The sequence below is a fragment of the Prochlorococcus sp. MIT2304 genome, from assembly GCF_059772405.1.
In genome coordinates this window covers 1,563,077-1,582,341 of sequence record NZ_CM186286.1, presented here as the reverse complement: position 1 = coordinate 1,582,341, position 19,265 = coordinate 1,563,077, and the positions used below count along the sequence as shown (strand labels likewise).

At 36.3% G+C, this 19,265-nt stretch carries 21 protein-coding genes; 12 read left to right on the top strand and 9 right to left on the bottom strand.

Annotated features, from left to right (window positions below):
* Positions 1–15 precede the first annotated feature (15 nt).
* On the top strand, positions 16–1,269 hold the full coding sequence (gene trpB / locus AC6EIY_RS09080; protein ID WP_498506599.1) for a tryptophan synthase subunit beta: 1,254 nt from the start codon (positions 16–18) through the stop codon (positions 1,267–1,269).
* Positions 1,270–1,282: 13 nt separating this feature from the next.
* Here the strand turns inward: trpB and AC6EIY_RS09075 are convergent, their stop codons facing one another.
* On the bottom strand, positions 1,283–1,639 hold the full coding sequence (locus AC6EIY_RS09075) for a rhodanese-like domain-containing protein (protein WP_498506598.1): 357 nt from the start codon (positions 1,637–1,639) through the stop codon (positions 1,283–1,285).
* 77 nt (positions 1,640–1,716) lie between these two features.
* Between AC6EIY_RS09075 and AC6EIY_RS09070 the strand changes: the two genes are divergently transcribed.
* The 9 genes from AC6EIY_RS09070 (at position 1,717) to AC6EIY_RS09030 (ending at position 9,152) form a co-directional block, all read left to right on the top strand.
* A complete protein-coding gene (locus AC6EIY_RS09070; protein ID WP_498506597.1) occupies positions 1,717–3,303 on the top strand; it encodes a DUF3352 domain-containing protein in 1,587 nt (528 codons plus the stop codon).
* Between the two features lie 144 nt (positions 3,304–3,447).
* Complete coding sequence (locus AC6EIY_RS09065; RefSeq protein WP_498506596.1) at positions 3,448–4,575, top strand: citrate synthase; 1,128 nt, start codon at positions 3,448–3,450, stop codon at positions 4,573–4,575.
* Between the two features lie 74 nt (positions 4,576–4,649).
* The gene (gene nuoH / locus AC6EIY_RS09060) at positions 4,650–5,768 is read left to right on the top strand and encodes an NADH-quinone oxidoreductase subunit NuoH (protein WP_498506595.1); all 1,119 of its coding nucleotides are present in this window, start codon (positions 4,650–4,652) and stop codon (positions 5,766–5,768) included.
* 109 nt (positions 5,769–5,877) lie between these two features.
* Complete coding sequence (ndhI, locus tag AC6EIY_RS09055; protein WP_498506594.1) at positions 5,878–6,531, top strand: NAD(P)H-quinone oxidoreductase subunit I; 654 nt, start codon at positions 5,878–5,880, stop codon at positions 6,529–6,531.
* Positions 6,531–7,133, top strand: coding sequence for an NADH-quinone oxidoreductase subunit J (locus AC6EIY_RS09050; RefSeq protein ID WP_498506593.1), 603 nt, complete (start codon positions 6,531–6,533; stop codon positions 7,131–7,133). The genes ndhI and AC6EIY_RS09050 overlap by 1 nt, the downstream gene beginning before the upstream one ends.
* 31 nt (positions 7,134–7,164) lie before the next feature.
* Positions 7,165–7,494: an NADH-quinone oxidoreductase subunit NuoK gene (gene nuoK, locus AC6EIY_RS09045; protein ID WP_498462047.1), complete on the top strand. Its 330-nt coding sequence runs from the start codon at positions 7,165–7,167 to the stop codon at positions 7,492–7,494.
* Between the two features lie 9 nt (positions 7,495–7,503).
* Positions 7,504–8,409, top strand: coding sequence for an NAD(+) kinase (locus tag AC6EIY_RS09040; protein WP_498506592.1), 906 nt, complete (start codon positions 7,504–7,506; stop codon positions 8,407–8,409).
* Positions 8,410–8,415: 6 nt separating this feature from the next.
* On the top strand, positions 8,416–8,916 hold the full coding sequence (locus AC6EIY_RS09035) for a CYTH domain-containing protein (RefSeq protein WP_498506591.1): 501 nt from the start codon (positions 8,416–8,418) through the stop codon (positions 8,914–8,916).
* A gap of 86 nt (positions 8,917–9,002) precedes the next feature.
* Entirely contained in the window at positions 9,003–9,152 is a 150-nt protein-coding gene (locus tag AC6EIY_RS09030) for a hypothetical protein (protein ID WP_498506590.1), read from the top strand.
* 5 nt (positions 9,153–9,157) lie between these two features.
* Here AC6EIY_RS09030 and pedR read toward each other — a convergent pair whose 3' ends face one another.
* A complete protein-coding gene (gene pedR / locus AC6EIY_RS09025) occupies positions 9,158–9,430 on the bottom strand; it encodes a photosynthetic electron transport-dependent transcriptional regulator PedR (protein ID WP_498462044.1) in 273 nt (90 codons plus the stop codon).
* Between the two features lie 84 nt (positions 9,431–9,514).
* Between pedR and AC6EIY_RS09020 the strand changes: the two genes are divergently transcribed.
* Complete coding sequence (locus tag AC6EIY_RS09020; protein WP_498506589.1) at positions 9,515–10,396, top strand: methylenetetrahydrofolate reductase; 882 nt, start codon at positions 9,515–9,517, stop codon at positions 10,394–10,396.
* On the opposite strand, the gene AC6EIY_RS09015 is transcribed toward AC6EIY_RS09020, so the two are convergent.
* The 5 genes from AC6EIY_RS09015 to AC6EIY_RS08995 form a co-directional block, all read right to left on the bottom strand.
* Positions 10,389–11,567, bottom strand: coding sequence for a sugar phosphate nucleotidyltransferase (locus tag AC6EIY_RS09015; RefSeq protein ID WP_498506588.1), 1,179 nt, complete (start codon positions 11,565–11,567; stop codon positions 10,389–10,391). The two genes, AC6EIY_RS09020 and AC6EIY_RS09015, sit on opposite strands and share 8 nt — an antisense overlap.
* A gap of 56 nt (positions 11,568–11,623) precedes the next feature.
* Positions 11,624–12,517: a segregation/condensation protein A gene (locus tag AC6EIY_RS09010; protein ID WP_498506587.1), complete on the bottom strand. Its 894-nt coding sequence runs from the start codon at positions 12,515–12,517 to the stop codon at positions 11,624–11,626.
* Between the two features lie 68 nt (positions 12,518–12,585).
* Positions 12,586–14,202, bottom strand: coding sequence for an NAD(P)H-quinone oxidoreductase subunit 4 (locus AC6EIY_RS09005; RefSeq protein WP_498508198.1), 1,617 nt, complete (start codon positions 14,200–14,202; stop codon positions 12,586–12,588).
* A gap of 137 nt (positions 14,203–14,339) precedes the next feature.
* The gene (locus AC6EIY_RS09000) at positions 14,340–16,346 is read right to left on the bottom strand and encodes an NAD(P)H-quinone oxidoreductase subunit 5 (protein ID WP_498506586.1); all 2,007 of its coding nucleotides are present in this window, start codon (positions 16,344–16,346) and stop codon (positions 14,340–14,342) included.
* Positions 16,347–16,371: 25 nt separating this feature from the next.
* Positions 16,372–17,118, bottom strand: coding sequence for an NnrU family protein (locus tag AC6EIY_RS08995; protein ID WP_498506585.1), 747 nt, complete (start codon positions 17,116–17,118; stop codon positions 16,372–16,374).
* A gap of 109 nt (positions 17,119–17,227) precedes the next feature.
* On the opposite strand from AC6EIY_RS08995, the gene AC6EIY_RS08990 reads away from it, so the two are divergent.
* Positions 17,228–18,178 carry a LysR family transcriptional regulator gene (locus AC6EIY_RS08990; protein ID WP_498506584.1) on the top strand — a complete coding sequence of 317 codons (951 nt, stop codon included), beginning with the start codon at positions 17,228–17,230 and terminating at the stop codon, positions 18,176–18,178.
* On the opposite strand, the gene AC6EIY_RS08985 is transcribed toward AC6EIY_RS08990, so the two are convergent.
* Positions 18,175–18,831 carry a DUF3172 domain-containing protein gene (locus AC6EIY_RS08985; protein ID WP_498506583.1) on the bottom strand — a complete coding sequence of 219 codons (657 nt, stop codon included), beginning with the start codon at positions 18,829–18,831 and terminating at the stop codon, positions 18,175–18,177. The genes AC6EIY_RS08990 and AC6EIY_RS08985 overlap by 4 nt on opposite strands.
* Positions 18,828–19,175: an NAD(P)H-quinone oxidoreductase subunit M gene (gene ndhM, locus AC6EIY_RS08980; protein WP_498506582.1), complete on the bottom strand. Its 348-nt coding sequence runs from the start codon at positions 19,173–19,175 to the stop codon at positions 18,828–18,830. Before ndhM ends, AC6EIY_RS08985 begins: the two co-directional genes overlap by 4 nt.
* Positions 19,176–19,265 lie beyond the last annotated feature (90 nt).

Genomic DNA, 19,265 nt, shown 5'->3' with positions numbered 1-19,265 from the left:
ATTTCTTAATTTAAGGTGACAGGTACACTCCAAACTCAATATAAAGATTCGGATTTATCTCCATTAACAAGGCCAAATGCTTTTGGTCGATTTGGTAGGTACGGGGGACAATATGTTCCTGAAACTTTAATACCTGCACTTATTGAATTAGAGCAAGCTGCTAAAGAAGCATGGAAAGATTCTTCATTCAATTCAGAATTGAATCATTTACTCAAAACTTACGTCGGAAGATCCACTCCTCTATATGAAGCTACAAGATTAACTGAATATTACAGAAAAAATACATTTAAAGGCCCACGAATTTGGCTTAAGAGAGAAGATTTAAATCACACAGGTGCTCACAAAATAAATAATGCACTTGGGCAAGCCCTTCTTGCAATACGGATGGGGAAAAAAAGAATTATTGCTGAAACTGGAGCTGGTCAGCATGGAGTTGCAACTGCGACAGTCTGCGCTCGTTTTGGATTGGAATGCATTATCTATATGGGTAAAGAAGATATGCGAAGACAAGCCTTAAACGTTTTCCGAATGCAATTGCTTGGAGCTTCAGTAAAGCCAGTAACAACTGGAACTGCAACACTAAAAGATGCAACCAGCGAAGCTATTCGAGATTGGGTAACTAATGTTGAAAATACTCACTATATTCTCGGTTCCGTTGCGGGACCACATCCATATCCAATGTTGGTCAGAGATTTTCACGCAGTTATTGGGGAAGAAACAAAGCAACAATGCACACAAGCTTTTGGGAGGTCTCCCGATGTTCTTTTAGCTTGTGTTGGTGGCGGATCGAATGCGATGGGTCTTTTCCATTCTTTTGTTGAAGACAAAAATGTGCGAATGATTGGAGTTGAAGCTGCTGGGGATGGAGTCGACACTGGTCGACATGCAGCGACCATTACCGAAGGAAGAATAGGAGTGCTTCATGGAGCCATGAGTCTCTTACTCCAAGACAAAGATGGGCAAGTTGAGGAGGCGCATTCCATTAGCGCAGGTCTCGATTATCCAGGAGTTGGACCGGAGCATAGTTATTTAAAAGAAATTGGACGTGCTGAATATGCAGCTGTTACTGACACCGAAGCCATAGAAGCTCTGCAATTAGTCAGCAAGTTGGAAGGTATTATCCCTGCACTAGAGACCGCTCATGCATTTGCCTATCTTGAAAAACTTTGTCCGACTCTCAATCATAATTCTGAAGTTGTCATTAACTGCTCTGGTAGAGGAGATAAAGACGTTAATACAGTTGCTGAAAAACTAGGATCAAAAATATAAAGTAAAAACCCTATTAATACCTTGGAATAGATTGATCAACATCAGTACTCCAAGCATCTATTCCCCCAACAAGATTCCAAACACTATTCGCTATCTCATTTTCTAAAAGCCAAATACCAAAATTTAGACTTCTCACACCAGCATGGCAGACAACGAGAACAGGCTTATTCTTCGGTAACATTGAGCCTATGTTGGCTGACCAGTTTGAAGCCTTACTCAAAGGAAGATGTAATACTGAAAATGAAAATGAAGCAATAGCTATTTCATTATCCTCCCTCACATCTACAATAAATGGTTTTTCAGAGGAATCATCTTCTAAGATTTTATTTAACTCTTTTGGAGATATATTTAAAGGAATCTTCTGTTTCATGTTTTAGATTCTAATTAAAGATTAAACTTTCAGTTGTCAAAGTTCAAAAAGTATACAAACGCTCAAATAATAAAAAAATGAAATTTCGTCTATCTCATTTTTTAATATTAGGAATAATAGTTTTATCAATTTCCATAGGGACATTGATCTGGCGAAATAGTCAGATCAATCAAAAAACACAATTCAATGAAAAACAATTTAATGCTCCAGTTTCTTCGAAATATATTCCAACTCATGCTGATCTGGTTTTTCACTGGAAAATCAATCCAGCTATACTTCCAAAGTATGTCGAGAATTATCAAGATAAAGTTAGCAAGAATATTGTTAATAAAAAAACAAGTTTTATTAGAGATTCTTTTTTTAAATTAATTAGCCTTGATTTTGAAAAAGACCTCTCAAAATTGGTAGGAGATTATGGTAGCTTTGCTGTATTTGGTTTAGATAAACAAGCTGAAAATGATTGGATTATGGTCTTATCAATAAAAGAAGATATAAATATCGAAGAAGAATTAGAATCTATATTAGGCTCGAAAAATATTGATGAGAGTATTAGACCAACCAATAAATTAAGCACTTCAAAAACAGAAATAATTTCAAAACCACTTTCTTCAAATAAATCAATTTACTTTACAAATAATAAAGATAATCTTTTAATAGCGTCCAATCCTAAAATCATTCATACGTCAATAGAAAAATTAGATCAAAATATATTAAATACAAAAAATAAGTATAAGAATATTCAATTAAAGGATAATCTTAAAGACGGGATATTATTATTGGAAATGTCTCCAAAGAAGATTTTAAATCTAATAGGTGAAGAAGAAAATTTATACCAAGCAAATGAGATTAATAGTTTAATATCTTCTATAAACTTAGATAAGTTTAAAATAGATATAGAAGGAATAATATCTTATGATATTAAAACTAAAATGCCATTCAAAGATATTAAATATAATTTAATTGATTTAAAAAAAGAATTTAAATCATCAAAAGATTTTGTAATAGTTGATAATCCTAACCAATATTTCATGAAAGATTCTAGTCATCCATATCAAAAGTTAATAGCTTCAATTATTAAAGAATCAACAACTTCCAATTATTCTAATCTTTTAAAAAATATTCTTGAAAACTCTAAAGGAAATCTGATTTGGATAAATGATAAAGACTGGTTCGTTTTGACTAAAAAATCTGATACTAGCAAAACAAAGGTAAGTGATATTCTAAAAAACGAGAAGTTTTTAAGGTCAAAAATAGATTTTAAAAACAGGACACTAGAGATTTGGTCAAAAATAAGTACAGATGAAAATGAAAAATATGAGCTAAAAGAAAATATCGAGGCAATTATTGAAGAAGATGAAGAGAGTTACATTTGGAGTCAAAACTTATCATCTATTTCAAATTTTGATAATATAAATTACTTACAAAATTACTCAGAAAATGATCAGGAATTAGATAAAATTAGTGATTTTAATGATATCCTTAAGATACATTTAGGGGAAGAAAAAACTAAGACAGTTTTAAATAATTTCTATCCATACATCTTATTTAAAACAATGCTAGGAAATAAACTAACTCCTCCTCAGAATATTGATATATCTGTTGCGGTCCCTGCAATTAATTATCCAGATTTCATTAAAGTTAAACTCAACTTAAAAATTACTTGATAAAAAGTTTAAAGTGCTATATTCAACTTACAGCTTAACTCTATATAATAAAGTTCCAACTGAAGATTATTTATTTTTTCCAATCGACCAGAAAAATTATTTTGAGGAGCTAAAGCCATAGATAACGAACAAAAGACAACTAATTTGGTTTTAAAGCCAGGCTTGGAAGGAGTTCCGGTAACCAACTCTGGGATTTGCGAAATCAACGGGACAGAAGGAAAGCTGAATTACAGAGGATATCCAATATCTGAGCTAGCCCAAAAAAGTAGTTTTCTAGAAACTGCATTTCTCTTGATATGGGGAGAACTTCCGACTGAAGATGAGCTTCAGAAATTTGAAGAGGATGTTCAAATGCATAGACGGGTGAGCTTTCGAATTAGAGATATGCTCAAGTGTTTTCCAGAATCTGGGCATCCTATGGATGCTCTGCAAGCAAGTGCTGCATCTCTTGGTCTTTTTTATTCTCGAAGAGCAATTGATGATCCAAAATATATCTACGACGCAGTAGTGAGGTTGATTGCAAAAATTCCTACTATGGTCGCTGCTTTCGAGCAAATAAGAAAGGGAGATGATCCAATTCAGCCTCAGGATGATTTACCTTATTCATCAAATTTTCTTTACATGCTCACCGAGAGAGAACCAAATCCTCTTGCAGCAAGAGTTTTCGATAGATGCTTAATTCTTCATGCCGAGCATAGTCTCAATGCGAGTACGTTTAGCGCAAGAGTAACTGCCAGCACACTAACTGATCCTTATGCTGTCGTAGCTTCTGCCGTTGGGACATTGGCCGGTCCTCTGCATGGAGGGGCAAATGAAGACGTGATAGCAATGTTAGAAGAAATTGGAATACCTGAGAAAGCATCACTATTTCTCAATAATGCAATTGAAAAAAAAAGGAAAATCATGGGCTTTGGTCACAGGGAATATCGTGTAAAAGACCCTCGAGCAACAATTTTACAAGCCTTCGCAGAGGAACTTTTCTCGGAATTTGGTAAAGATGAAATGTATGAAGTCGCTAAAACACTTGAAAAGGAGGCTATTTCAAAACTGGGACCAAAAGGTATATTCCCAAATGTTGACTTTTATTCTGGACTTGTTTATCGAAAGCTTGGTATTCCTCGAGATTTGTTTACACCAGTTTTTGCAATTTCCAGAGTTGCTGGTTGGTTGGCTCACTGGAGAGAACAACTTGGAGCAAATAGAATTTTTAGACCATCACAAATTTATGAAGGAGCAAAAATCAGAAATTGGCAGCCTCTTGAAAATAGATAATTTGAAAAATTTTTTTTTCGAATTCAAAATTAATTCAAATTACACTAACCTTGTTAATAGATTAAATATCAGAAGTGAATTCAGGTATAGACCTTGAAATGAGTTTTACACAAGGCATTCAAAACCTTGGTTTATCTCATGAATTAGCTCATCTTTTATGGATCCCTCTGCCAATGCTTCTAGTATTGGTGTCAGCCGTCATTGGTGTACTAGTAACAGTTTGGCTAGAGCGAAAAATTTCTGCAGCGGCTCAACAGAGAATCGGGCCTGAGTATGCAGGCGCGCTTGGTATTCTTCAGCCAATGGCAGACGGTTTGAAACTTTTAGTAAAAGAAGACATTATTCCAGCGAGGGCAGACAGCGTTCTTTTTACAGTTGGTCCAATATTAGTTTTGGTTCCGGTAATACTATCTTGGTTAATTGTTCCTTTTGGTCAAAATCTTTTAATTAGCAACGTAGGCATAGGGATCTTTTTGTGGATTGCCCTGAGTAGTATTCAACCTATTGGTTTATTGATGAGTGGTTACTCTTCCAATAACAAATATTCATTGCTAGGTGGACTGAGGGCTGCTGCTCAATCAATTAGTTATGAAATCCCACTAGCACTAGCGGTTTTAGCAATAGTTATGATGAGCAATTCATTGAGTACAGTTGACATAGTTGAGCAACAAAATACTGCCGGTTTTCTTAGCTGGAATATTTGGCGACAACCAGTAGGTTTTATTATTTTTTGGATCTGTGCATTAGCTGAATGCGAAAGACTACCTTTTGATTTACCTGAAGCAGAAGAAGAACTCGTAGCTGGTTATCAAACTGAGTATGCAGGTATGAAATTTGCTCTTTTTTACTTGGCTGGATATATAAATCTTGTTTTATCTGCTTTACTTGTTTCCGTTCTGTACTTAGGGGGATGGGGTTTCCCAATATCAGTTGATTGGTTTTCGTCTTTGATAGGTCTTTCAATTGACAATCCATTAGTTCAAATTATTGCTGCATCTATTGGCATTGTCATGACAATACTCAAAGCTTATTTGCTGGTTTTTTTAGCAATCTTATTGAGATGGACTACCCCAAGAGTTCGAATTGATCAATTACTTGATTTAGGATGGAAATTTCTTTTACCTATTTCATTGGTAAATTTACTTTTCACTGCTTCACTAAAATTGGCATTTCCTTTGACATTTGGGGGATAAAAGAAAAGCAACACAATCGCTCTATTTTTTAAGTAAAAGTACCTACATTTATTTAAAAAAAACTGTATAATGGTAAATGTAAATAAGGGCTGCCGGCAGCAAGGTTAATATGCTTGGTTTCCTTGAAAAAGTTGCCGACTACACTAAAGAAGCAGTTAGTGCAGCAAAATACTTAGTCGACGGACTAGGCGTTACGTTCGACCACATGCGCCGAAGGCCAGTAACGGTTCAATATCCTTACGAAAAACTAATTCCGTCTGAGCGTTACAGAGGACGGATTCATTATGAATTCGACAAGTGTATTGCTTGCGAAGTTTGCGTCAGGGTATGTCCAATCAACCTTCCAGTTGTTGATTGGGTAATGAACAAGGAAACCAAGAAAAAAGAATTGAGAAATTATTCTATTGACTTTGGTGCATGTATTTTTTGTGGAAATTGCGTTGAATATTGCCCTACCAATTGTTTGTCAATGACAGAAGAATATGAGCTGGCTGCTTTTGATAGGCATAGCCTTAATTACGATAATGTTGCACTCGGTAGACTACCAACAAGCGTAACTTCAGATCCTTCAGTTAAACCTCTTAGGGAACTAGCTTATTTGCCCGAGGGAATAATGGATCCCCATGAATTATCCGCAAATAAAAAAAGAGCAGGCAAACTCCCAGGTCAAATTATAAAAGAACTACAAGCAGAGAAATCACAAAAAGAAGATAAAAATAATTCGTCCGATATGGTTCAAAAAAATTTAAATCCTCCTAATTAATGAATATCGCTTATTCAACAGAATTAATTTGCTTTTTAATTCTCAGTGCTGTCATAGTTTCTGGAAGTTTGGCAGTTGTTTTATTAGAAAATATTGTTTACTCAGCATTTTTATTAGGCGGAGTATTTATGGCTGTAGCGGGACTATATCTGTTACTTAATGCTAGTTTTGTCGCTGCGGCTCAAATTCTTGTATATGTTGGAGCTGTGAATGTTTTAATATTATTTGCAATAATGTTAGTTAATAAGAAAGAAAAGTTAAAACCAATTTCAGGACTTAAAACCAGAAAATTGATATCAGGGGGAGTTTGCGGTGGATTATTAATTTTGTTATTGCGCGTTAGCATCACGACGAGATGGAATTTACCGGGACCAACCTCAATTGGTGAAGAAGCAACTGAAAGAATCGGTGAACATCTATTCACAGATTATTTATTACCTTTCGAACTAGCATCAATCTTATTATTAATGGCTATGATTGGTGCAATTGTATTAGCAAGAAGAGATGGCTCAATATCAAAAGATAATATAAATGGTTTCAATAATCAAAATTCCTTAATTGATAATGAAATTCCTCTTCTTTCCGAGAATAGTCTAAAATGAATCAACTATATTTATTTTATATTCAATAAATATGTTAGCAACTTCTATAGTACCAGTACCTCTCCAAGCCTATCTTATAGTTGCTGCCTTCCTATTCTGTACTGGTGTATGGGGACTAATAAATAGTAGAAATGCTGTAAGAGTTTTAATGAGTATTGAATTAATGTTAAATGCAGTGAACATAAATCTTATGAGTTTCTCATCCTACATAGACGGATCAATAATTAGAGGGCAGGTATTTTCAATTTTTGTTATTACAGTCGCAGCGGCCGAGGCTGCTGTTGGACTAGCAATACTACTTTCTTTGTATAGAAATAGAGTTACAATTGATATGGAAAGTTTCAATCTACTCAAATGGTAGATAATATTAATGACAACAAATCTGATCTGGATCTTATATAGATCAGATAGCGATACTGCTTACAAAGAAACCTTAAATTGCAAGAAAATAATTGAAGGGTTTGGGAAAAAGGTTCTATTTTCAGAGATAAGTAATGAAACCAATAATGTTAATCAATTATTTTCAAAATCAATTGATTTACCTGACATCGCTCTTGTTCTAGGAGGTGATGGAACAGTTTTAAAGGCCGCAAGATATTTATCTCCTAGAAACATACCTATTTTAAGTTTCAATGTTGGAGGCAATCTAGGCTTCTTGACACATGATCGTCATATATTAAAGCAAGCAAATTTCTGGAAACGCGTCACAAATAATAGATTTAACGTACAAAAAAGAATGATGCTTGAAGCAAATGTATTTAAAGAAAAAGACAATAATGAAAGGACACTTAAAAGATCATTTTTTGCTCTAAACGATTTTTATTTTCGATCTTGTACCGATGAAATTTTACCTACTTGCTGTCTTGAGCTTGAAATAGATGGTGAAGGTGTTGACAAATATAAAGGAGATGGACTGATCTTCTCGACTCCAACAGGCTCCACTGCTTATTCTATGGCGGCAGGAGGGCCAATAATCCACCCTTCCTTGGATGCAATAATCGTAAGCGCTATATGCCCGATGAGCCTGGCAAGTAGACCGATTGTGGTCCCTCCTGAATCTCAATTAGTTATAAAACCCATAAGAGAAAAAAAGCAAAAAATAAAGTTATGGCTAGATGGATCTGGAGGATGTCTAATTGAAGCTAACGATATGTGTTTAATAAAGAAATCGAAGCATTCAACATCAATAATTATTTTAGATGAAAATCTATCTTACTACAAGACAATCACTCAAAAACTTCATTGGGCAAGCAGCCTTAATGAAAGCAATAAATAATAAGTTATGGGGATAGAAATCGAAAGAAGATTCTTAGTTAATAGTGAAGACTGGAAGTCTAAAGTAATATTAACTCAAGATATTAGTCAAGCCTACTTAAATTCAAGTGTAGATGAATGGGCAACTCGAATAAGGATAATAAATAATAATGCAGCATACATAACTTTAAAGTCCTCTTTAAATGGATTAGTAAATAACGAGTTTGAATATTCAATTCCTATCAAAGATGCTATTGAATTAATAAAATTATCAAAATATAAAATTATTAAAACTCGATATCAGCTGAAAATAAATAATAACACTTGGGTTGTTGATCTATTTGATGGGTCAAATTCCTCTCTAAAAATAGCTGAAATTGAATTAAAGTCAGAATCCGAAAAAATCCAAGTGCCCTCGTGGTGTGGCAAGGAGATAACAGGCCTCAAATTATTAAGTAATGCATCCCTTGCAAAAATACCTATTTCAGAATTGTCATTAAAAGATCGTCTGAAAACTAAAGATGAATAGCCAAAGAGCAAACGTTATTTTAGATTGTCTTTATAATTAACGCTAGAACAACTAGCAGCCCATGCACCTACTGCAGGAGGCCTAACTTGTTTGGTCTTTATGACAAAGAGGGTATACTTCGCTTTACTTGCACTGACAAGGAAGCTTGCATTGCATATGCAAAGTTATTTAATTTATCTTCAATTGAATTTTCTTTAATGCCACTATTAGAAAATAATGAAGACGAAAAAAATTAGACCTTCTAAGAATCTGTTTCATCTGGCAATGAACAACAATTAAACCCATCCCGGCATATCTTTCCATGATCCATTGCCCAGTTTAATAAAGCCACTCTGTTTTTTGAACCTGTTTTGGTAAACATATTACTCACATGGTTGTCTACAGTTCTTTTGCTAATTGTCAGTTTTTCAGCAATCTCTTGATTGGTGAGACCATCTGCAACCAATCCAATAATCTCCATTTCCCTAGCAGAGAGTCCCATGTGGGACGAATTAGAGATCTCTCCTGTAAACATTCCCCTCACTCACAACTCATTAATTAATACTACTTAAATTAGGGCCTTTAATCACCGATAGTAATTATCTAGTAAAAAATACATGTGAAATCTAAACTGCAAATTCGACTTGAATCTGGCTTATCAGCTATTACTGCTGAAATCATGCCTCCTAGAGGAGGAGATACCGCTTCGGCCATATCAAAAGCCATCAAATTAAATGACTTTGTTCATGGGTTCAATGTTACAGATGGCAGTAGGGCAATCATGCGAATGAGTAGCCTAGCCTTGTGCAAACTGCTTTTAGAGGCAAAACTTGAACCAGTCTTGCAATTATCTTGTAGGGATAGGAATCGAATCGCATTACAAGCTGAACTACTTGGAGCGCACGCTTTAGGGATAAGAAATATCCTTTGTTTAACTGGCGATCCTGTACGGGTAGGAGACCAATCTCAAGCCAAATCAGTGCAAGACTTAAACTCAATTGAACTTATCAATCAAGTCACATCACTTAACAAAGGAATAGATCCCGTATCTGGTTTATTACCCGATGGCCAAACTAACTTATTCGCTGGAGCCGCTGCAGATCCAAATTGCAGAGGATTCGATGGTTTACGAAGAAGAATAGAACTCAAAAAAAAAGCCGGTGCTAATTTCCTTCAAACTCAAATGGTTATGGACACCAAAGTGCTTGAGAGATTTTGTAAGGAAATAACAGAGCCTATGAAAATACCTGTTTTAGCTGGGGTCTTTCTGCTCAAATCTGCTAAGAATGCTCAATTCATTAATCGTGTAGTCCCAGGAGCATGCATCCCCCAATCAATTATTTCCAGACTTGAGAGTGCATCAAACCCTCTTGATGAAGGCATATCAATTGCTGCTGAGCAAGTAAAAAGTTTCTTAGGAATTGCTCAAGGGGTTCACCTTATGGCAGTTAAAGCAGAGCAACAAATACCGATAATTTTAGAAAAAGCAAATATTAGTTAGAAGAACCAATTAGGTCAGTTCCTAATAATTCAGCCATTGCTTTTTGTTGCGGTGAAGGTTCTCCTAGGTCCTGTCTTCGCGCATCAGTTATTAACCAATCTAAAGCAGCTTCCTGTAAATCAAAATGATCACCTTCCTTACCAACACAATATCTACCAAAAACTAACTTCTCTACAAGTTGCACTCCAGGTCCAATGAGTGAATAATCAAATATTATTGAATTGTCAATTGTTGCTCCTTCACAAATACAACAACTTGGACCAATCATAGAAGGACCAATAATAGTCACACCATCTTCAATCCTTGTCATTCCACCAACATATATAGGTCCTTTAACATTTATCTTATCCCAATTAGCTGCAACATTTAAACCAGTGTAAATCCCTGGTCTTACCTGCTTACCTGGTATTTCAACCTGTCTAACATCTCCTTTAAGAACATTCCTTATTGCTCTCCAATAATCTGGAACTTTACCAATATCAACCCACTCAAAATCCATAGGCAAAGCATAAAAAGGTGCCCCCTCTTCTACTAACTTTGGGAACAAATCTGAGCCAATATCAAAAGGTTTTCCAGATGGTATATAATTGAAAATTTCTGGTTCAAATAAATATATTCCTGTATTAATAGTATCTCCTAGTGCATTATCAATAGAAGGTTTTTCTTGAAAGGCTTTAACACGATCTTCTTCATCTGTTACAACTACGCCATAACTACTTACTTGATCTTTTGAAACACGTTTAGTAATCAAACTGGCTAAGGCACCTTTCTCTTTATGTCTTTTTACAGCTTCAGACAAATCCAAATCAATTAGTGCATCTCCGCACAAGACAACAAAAGTATCATCAAAAAATTTTTGAAAATCTTGAATTTTTTTCAGCCCACCCGCTGACCCCAATGCGTCACCAATTAATTCTCCATCTTCAATACGGCCTTCAAAGCTGTATGCAATTTCAACTCCAAATCGTTGCCCATCTCGAAAATAATTTTCTATTTCTTCTGCTAAATGAGAAACGTTAACCATAACCTCAGTAAAACCATGCTCCTTAAGCAGTTCCAACAGAAACTCCATTACTGGTTTCTGAAGGATAGGAATCATTGGCTTTGGAATCACATGCGTGATCGGCTGAACTCTGGTACCTTTCCCAGCCGCCAGGATCATCGCCTTCATAAGTCGTCTAACTGAAGCGATACAAGGCCAACATAGAATGCTGCATCCAAAAAGAGCTAGGCAGCAGCCGGCGAGCCATCTGTCACGTCCAAAGATGCCAAAGGAAGTTGAGCAACCATTCCTGGTTCTAAAAGCCTCTTTAGACTTAATGGAGAAAACAAAGAATCTTTTTGATCAATCTCCACCTTGCCTTGAGAACATAAAAACAATAAAGCCCAAAAGACTCCAACTCTATCAGTATCCAAATCTTCTGAAGCTGAATTTTCACTCCACCTCTCAACTAATAATTCAAAATCAACCCAGTGCAAAGCTTGTTCCCAATCGTTAAGAAAAACTGCCAACGCTGCAGTGGTTTCAGGTAATTTTTCTCGATGAGCAAGAGATGAAACTTGAGCAATAACTTCCCTATCAGTTAATTTTCTCTGTCGTAACTTTCTACGATTATGCAACTCATCATTTTTCAAAGATTCTGCAATGGTCTCAAGCTGATTTATTAACTCTCCGAGTGTAACTGGCCTTCTAAAAGGTGGAGGGGCAACAGGCCGTCTAAATAGATGTCTTTCTGGACGAGAAGGTAATTGAAAAGTTTCATCTAGCCAACCTTGCTCCCCAAAATCAAAATCTAAATCATCTTGATCATCTACATCAACAGAGAATATTTCAGCTTCAAGGACCTCAGCCTTTAAGCCAACCAAGACAGAAGCGGCTAAAAAGGCTTCACTACTCTGAGCAAGATCAACTTCATAACTTCCACCATTTTGACTGAAATGTTCTGAAATCTTTTTTGGAATTTCAATCCGCTGTTTCAGTTGGTCAAGAAACCCATCTATAACAGGAATAACATCTACATCCCATGGATCAATATCACCTCTTTCAGCTGCATCTTGCAAAAGACGAATTGCAAGTCTCGCTCCAGAATCTGCAGTTTGACTTAAAAGATTAACTGGCAATTAAGACTAAGACTCTACAAGAAAGTTATCTCTTTGATAACAGTTATGCCAGGTCCAAGGAATGATATTCAATCTAAAAAAGGAGCTTCAATAGTCCCAATTGATAAATTAGGACTACTAATAATCGTTGATTGGTCATTTCTAATTCTCTCAACGGCCAACAAATCTCGTTTGACCAATCCATCAATAGATGAAATATAAGTATCAGTCATGATTTTTGGATACAAACCAATTCCAATAATAGGAATTAATAAACAAGCTATGATATAAATTTCTCTAGGTTCTGCATCTACCAACTTTGCTTTGGATATCAACTTCGGATTCTCTTTCCCAAAGAAAATTTCTCTGAGCATCGATAATAAATATATAGGTGTCAAAATGACTCCTATTGCAGCTAATGAAGCAATAACAATTCTAAATGGGAGTGTATAAACTTCGTCAGTTACAAAACCAACAAAGACCATTAATTCTGAGATAAATCCACTCATTCCAGGTAAAGCAAGTGAAGCGAAAGCACATGCAGTCCATAAAGCAAACATAATCCTCATGTTTTGACCAATACCCCCCATCTCATCTAATTGAAGCGTGTGTGTTCTGTCGTAAGTAGCACCAACAAGGAAAAACAAACTTGCTCCTATTAGACCGTGGCTAACCATTTGCAACATAGCTCCACTAGTTCCTAGAGAGCTAAAACTTCCAATACCTATCAAAACAAAACCCATATGACTTATGGAGCTATAAGCAATTTTTCTTTTTAGATTTCTTTGAGCAAAAGAAGTTAAAGCTGCGTAAATAATATTTACGACTCCAAGAACAATTAACAATGGTGCAAATTGAGCATGAGCATCAGGCAGCAATTGCGCATTAAATCTTAGAAGAGCATATCCACCCATTTTCAACAATATGCCTGCTAAGAGCATATGCACTGGAGCAGTGGCCTCTCCATGTGCATCTGGCAACCAAGTATGAAGAGGAACAATAGGAAGTTTGACACCAAAAGCAATTAGTAATCCTGAATAACAAAGCAGTTGAAACCCCTTACCAAAATTTTGCTGAGCCAAATGGGTATAGCCGAAATCTGGGATTCCTCCTCCTTGAAAGAAACCCATTGCAAGACCAGCAAGGAGAATAAATAACGAGCTTCCTGCCGTGTAGATAATAAATTTCGTGGCTGCATATTGCCTTTTCTTTCCGCCCCAGATTGCAAGAAATAAATACACCGGGAACAACTCCAATTCCCAAGCCAAAAAGAAAAGCAACATATCTTGGACAGCAAATACTGCTATCTGGCCGCCATCCATAGCGAGGATTAAAAAGAAAAATAATTTAGGTTTAAAGCTAACTGGCCAAGCTGCTAAAACCGCAAGAGAGGTTATGAAACTTGTAAGCAATATCAATGGCATTGACAAACCATCCGCGCCAACAGACCAAGTCAATCCAAGATTTGGAAGCCAATTAACTTTTTCATATAACTGCAAGCCTTCTTGACTCGGATCAAAACCTTTAAAGTAAGCAGCAACGGTAATTAGAAAAGTAATTAAAGCAATTATTAAGGCATACCATCGAACTTCTTTTCCTTCTCCTTTATCTGGAATAAAAGGAACGATTAAAGCTCCAACAACTGGGAAAAATATGGATAAACTTAACCATGGTAAATCGGCTTGAATTGGCTCAGGAATAAGCATTGTTCCTAGGTTCAAACTTGCATTGAAAGCGAATTCCAAGACTCGAAATTAATCACCACTTTTTGAGTTTAGAAATTATGAGATTATTAGCACCCTATAGATAGGGGATGTACACACACCTAAAAAAATTATGTAAATTATGCCCCAATAACGCCAAAAAGTGCGACCAAAGCAATCACTCCTCCAAAAACAATCAATGCGTAAAACTGAGCTCTTCCTGTTTCAAAATACTTTAGTCCTTCTCCACTACCGAGAGTCAGTAATCCAGTCAGATTAACTACTCCATCAACTACTTTTGCATCTACTTCAAGTACTTCTCTAGCTAGCTTTCTACTACCTTTTACAAAAATTTTCTCATTGATATCATCTAGATACCATTTGTTTTGGAGAAATGAATTTATTTGAGGATATTTATTAGAGAGAGAGACGCCAAGATCAAGTCGTTTAAAATAATAAGTTAAAACCGCCAACAGTATTCCTGCAGATGAGATAGCAACAGAAGCAGAAGCAAGTGGGATAAATTCTCCCCAGCTAAACTTTTCTGCAGCTTCAATAGCCTCAAGAGGATCTAACAAGTTTGCAAAAATACTGTTCCAAGGAACTCCTATAAATCCAATTAAGACAGAAGGAATTGCCAAAACTGCCAAGGGGAATGTCATAGGCCATGCAGATTCATGTATCTTGCCAACTTCATGATCTTCATGCTCATCATCTTGTTCTTTACCTGCCAGAGAGAGCAAAGCAAGCTGCATCTCTTTATTTTCACCTCGGAAGTCTCCTTCAAAAGTTAAAAAATATAGACGAAACATATAAAAAGCAGTCATTCCAGCTGTTAAAAAACCAATAAACCAAAGTATTGGAAAACTATTAAAAGCTTGACCAAGAATTTCGTCCTTACTCCAAAAACCTGCAAGAGGGGGGATACCACTAATGGCAATACAGCCAATGAAAAAGGTTATTGCCGTGATGGGCATTTTCTTACGTAAACCGCCCATTAATCTCATATCTTGAGCCAGAATTGGTTCATGACCAACCACCTCCTCCATTGCATGAATGACTGAACCTGAACCAAGGAATAACATTGCCTTAAAACATGCATGGGTAACTAAATGGAACATTCCGGCAACTGGTGCTCCACATCCCATCGCTAACATCATGTATCCAAGTTGAGAAACTGTGCTGTAAGCCAATCCTTTTTTTAAATCCATTTGTGTCAAAGCAATTGATGCCCCTAAAAAACAAGTAATTGTCCCAATAATTGCTATGAACAATCCAATAAAAGGAAACTGGCTAAATAAAGGATCAAGCCTCGCTACTAAAAAAACTCCCGCTGCAACCATTGTTGCCGCATGAATTAAAGCAGATATGGGAGTTGGGCCTTCCATTGCGTCGGGCAACCATACATGCAAAGGGAATTGTGCGGACTTTGCCATTGGTCCCATAAAAACAAGAATACATAGGATCAAAGCAGACCACATTGGCACTGTCCCAGCACTGATTGACTCTGATAAACCCTTAGCAATTCCATTAAAATCAAAACTTCCAGTTGCCCAAAAAAGACCCAAGATGCCGAGCAATAACCCGAAATCTCCTACTCTGTTAACGATAAAAGCCTTTTGAGCTGCATGCGCAGCACCATCTCTGTCGTACCAAAAACCAACAAGTAAATATGAACACATTCCAACCAATTCCCAAAATACATATATTTCAAGCAAGTTAGGACTAACTATTAACCCAAGCATAGAACTGCTAAATAAGGCTAGATAGGTAAAAAAACGAACGTACCCGGGGTCATGTGCCATATAACCATGGGAATAAATCATTACCAACAAAGCAATAGTCGTAACAAGAGCAAGCATTACTGCTGCCAAAGGATCAATCACATATCCCATTGGCAACTCAAAAGAACCTGCACTTGCCCATATGAACAAGTGTTCAACTTGAGGCTTTCCTGAAAGTTGCTCAGCCAAAACTGCATAGCTAATAAATGCAGAGGCACCTACAGAGGTTAAAAGTGTTATTGCAACGGGTTTTCGTGAACGATTAAAGAGATCGTTAAAACTAATTAATCCCAAACCAATCAAAACTGCCCCACAAAGAGGGAGGAGAGGAATTAACCAAGCAAAATCTGCAGCCGAATGCATCCAGCTAAATCATATTGAAATGATTTTAAGCAACTCTTGCTAGTAATTCAGTGAAATCAAAAGAGAGAAATCTCTCAGCTCCAACAGAAATAAATTTATGGGACCACCAGAAAAAGAACACTGCAATGAGAATGCCCATTTGAGAGGGCCTGATAAATTCTTTGATTTCTAATTTTTGTCGTCCATCCAACACAGCCAAAAATGGAACTACTGATGTTTTTTTCTTCACATCCTCAAATTCTTGTCCAAATTTGAGACTAAGTCTTCTATCACCATGCCAAATAGCAAATAAATGATGAGCAATTAATCCCAAGCAAGTGATAAGAGTAAAACTTGTGCCTATCCAAAGTAAATGCGCAAAACACCAAATAATTTGACCAATTGCCTGAGGATGGCGAGTGACTCTAATAATCCCCGTAGCATAGATTCTAACTTTGGGCCTCAAAACAGCTGGTATTTCTAAAAGATTATATGTAGCTGGATATAGGAAAAGAAAACTTATTGCACTCAAAATCCAAACCATTGGAATTAATTCGCTAACCCCCTGAAAATTCCAAAATCTAATTCCGTCGTAACGATGAGCAATAAAATAACCAACCAAAATAACTGCTGAGGGGATACTTGCAAAAGCAAAAATCAATCTCCATGCTCTTGCACCAATTAAGCCTTCTGCTCTAACCCTTAAAGCGGCGCCCCCACTATGAATAACGGCAAAACAAAACAAAAGTAATATCATCACACAACTCGAACCATGAGTATCTGAAAATGCCATTCGTCCTTTTAAAAGCCTCTCAAAAAATTATTAGATCCATACCGGATCAACAGTTGGTGTTGTTTTTCCCTACATTTTATTTTAATAACTGCCATGCAGGCCTGCCACCATGGCCGAAATTCCATTCACTCTTGACCAACTAAGAATCCTCAAAGCAATTGTTGATGAGGGAAGTTTTAAAAAAGCTGCCGACAGTCTGTTTGTTACTCAGCCAGCTGTTAGTTTGCAAGTACAAAATTTAGAAAAACAATTAGAAATTGCCATATTTGATAGAGGAGGAAGAAAAGCTCAATTAACTGAAGCTGGAAAACTTCTTCTTAACTATTGCGAAAAAATTTTAGGAGAGTGCCAAGAGACCTGCAAAGCCATTGAAGATTTGAATAACCTTAAAGGTGGCTCTCTAATTATTGGCGCCAGCCAAACTACTGGTACTTACTTGATGCCAAGAATGATTGGGCATTTCAGACAAAAATATCCAGAGGTTTCTGTTCAACTTCAAATTCATAGCACTAGAAGGACAGGATGGAGCGTTGCCAATGGCCAAATTGACATAGCTATTATTGGAGGCCAACTTCCATTAGAACTAAACGAATCATTACAAGTAATTCCTTTTGCAACTGATGAATTGGCTCTTGTTTTACCTACTAATCATCCATTCGCGAAGTCAAAAGTACTTACAAAAGAAGATTTATATAGTCTTAGATTTATAACTTTAGACAATCAATCAACGACACGAAAAGTAGTTGATCAACTTCTATCTTCCTCGGGACTAGATGTGCAAAGATTACATATTGAAATGGAATTAAATTCTCTTGAAGCGATAAAAAATGCTGTTCAATCAGATCTTGGAGCCGCTTTTCTTCCAGTAGTTTCAATTGAAAGAGAACTTTCTGGAGGAAGTATTCACAGGGCCATTGTTGCGGATCTAGAAGTAAAAAGAGAACTAAAAGTAATCACTAATCCTGGGAGATATTCATCAAGAGCTGCAGAAGCCTTCACTAATGATATTCTGCCTTTATTTGCTAGTTCATTTTCACCATTATCTAATGATGAAAGTTAAAATTGTATAGCTTCTTTATTAATACCAACAGCATCTTCTTCAGCTCCTTTTATTATAAATTTATTCTCGTTAACATCTGCTTGATAAACGCAACGAACAATTGGCTGATCACGAATAGAACCAATATAAGCAAATGTATTCATTCTCTGTTTACACTCTCTAACATCATCGTTATTTATCGCTCCTTGCTTTTGCAAAACAGTCCAATTTTCTCTTCTAATTACACAACCAGGTTGAAGAGCTGGTTGTGTAACAAAACTTGTAGAAGGATTTAAAGTCGTATACATTTCAACATCAATCACAAAAGCACTAGCCCCGTATTGCCTACAAAAGTCTGGATCTGGAACTGCCATATCGAGCTGTTGCTGACTTGCAATATTTCCCTGACCACCTGAAGTTGTGCTTGTTATTAGGCTACCAATACCAACACCAATAACCAAAACTCCAGCCAAAATAGCAACTGAGTTAGAGTTTATTTTTATTCCGCCACCACCACCAGAAGGGCCAGAGGCATCAAATCTACTTCCTCTCTGTTCGTATTGGTTTCTAAAATTCGAATCTTTTCTAGGATTAAATTTATTACCTTCTTGTCTTCTCGCAAGATCTGATCTTCTACGAGATGGGGGACGGCGATCGTAGGGACCTTGATTCATAGTAATTCTTGAGTTCGAGGTAATCCCATTGAGTAATTCATAACCCTACTATCTGGGTTATAACTGAGTTCTCCGTCTTTAAGCAACTTTCGAATAAAATCTTCTAGTAAGGATCCTATCTTTCGCAAGCTGTAATCACTCAATTCTTTATCGTCTTGAGAAGAAACCAGTTCACGAAAATAATCTTGTACCTTTCTAATGGATTGGTCTTCCCAAAGAAATTCATTATCTGGATCAATATCCAAAGTCAAATGACCATTATCTAAGATTAAATCTTCATTTTCTACTACTGCAGTAAAAATTCTTACGTGGCGTGTTGTGCACTTAATGATAGTGTCGCTCATGAATTTAAAACAACAAACCGAAATTTATACTGCAAATTTAACGACCTTACCCCTTGTTGGGTGGTCTTACTTACTAAAGTTGTTAAATAC

What these genes read in the sequence shown, in the direction of transcription:
- AC6EIY_RS09075 (WP_498506598.1), bottom strand. Translation starts at nt 1,639, where the DNA reads ATGAAACAGAAGATTCCTTTAAATATATCTCCAAAAGAGTTAAATAAA.
- AC6EIY_RS09070 (WP_498506597.1), top strand. Translation starts at nt 1,717, where the DNA reads ATGAAATTTCGTCTATCTCATTTTTTAATATTAGGAATAATAGTTTTA.
- ndhI (WP_498506594.1), top strand. Translation starts at nt 5,878, where the DNA reads ATGCTTGGTTTCCTTGAAAAAGTTGCCGACTACACTAAAGAAGCAGTT.
- AC6EIY_RS09050 (WP_498506593.1), top strand. Translation starts at nt 6,531, where the DNA reads ATGAATATCGCTTATTCAACAGAATTAATTTGCTTTTTAATTCTCAGT.
- nuoK (WP_498462047.1), top strand. Translation starts at nt 7,165, where the DNA reads ATGTTAGCAACTTCTATAGTACCAGTACCTCTCCAAGCCTATCTTATA.
- AC6EIY_RS09040 (WP_498506592.1), top strand. Translation starts at nt 7,504, where the DNA reads ATGACAACAAATCTGATCTGGATCTTATATAGATCAGATAGCGATACT.
- AC6EIY_RS09035 (WP_498506591.1), top strand. Translation starts at nt 8,416, where the DNA reads ATGGGGATAGAAATCGAAAGAAGATTCTTAGTTAATAGTGAAGACTGG.
- pedR (WP_498462044.1), bottom strand. Translation starts at nt 9,430, where the DNA reads ATGTTTACAGGAGAGATCTCTAATTCGTCCCACATGGGACTCTCTGCT.
- AC6EIY_RS09015 (WP_498506588.1), bottom strand. Translation starts at nt 11,567, where the DNA reads ATGAAGGCGATGATCCTGGCGGCTGGGAAAGGTACCAGAGTTCAGCCG.
- AC6EIY_RS09005 (WP_498508198.1), bottom strand. Translation starts at nt 14,202, where the DNA reads ATGCTTATTCCTGAGCCAATTCAAGCCGATTTACCATGGTTAAGTTTA.
- AC6EIY_RS09000 (WP_498506586.1), bottom strand. Translation starts at nt 16,346, where the DNA reads ATGCATTCGGCTGCAGATTTTGCTTGGTTAATTCCTCTCCTCCCTCTT.
- AC6EIY_RS08995 (WP_498506585.1), bottom strand. Translation starts at nt 17,118, where the DNA reads ATGGCATTTTCAGATACTCATGGTTCGAGTTGTGTGATGATATTACTT.
- AC6EIY_RS08990 (WP_498506584.1), top strand. Translation starts at nt 17,228, where the DNA reads ATGGCCGAAATTCCATTCACTCTTGACCAACTAAGAATCCTCAAAGCA.
- AC6EIY_RS08985 (WP_498506583.1), bottom strand. Translation starts at nt 18,831, where the DNA reads ATGAATCAAGGTCCCTACGATCGCCGTCCCCCATCTCGTAGAAGATCA.
- ndhM (WP_498506582.1), bottom strand. Translation starts at nt 19,175, where the DNA reads ATGAGCGACACTATCATTAAGTGCACAACACGCCACGTAAGAATTTTT.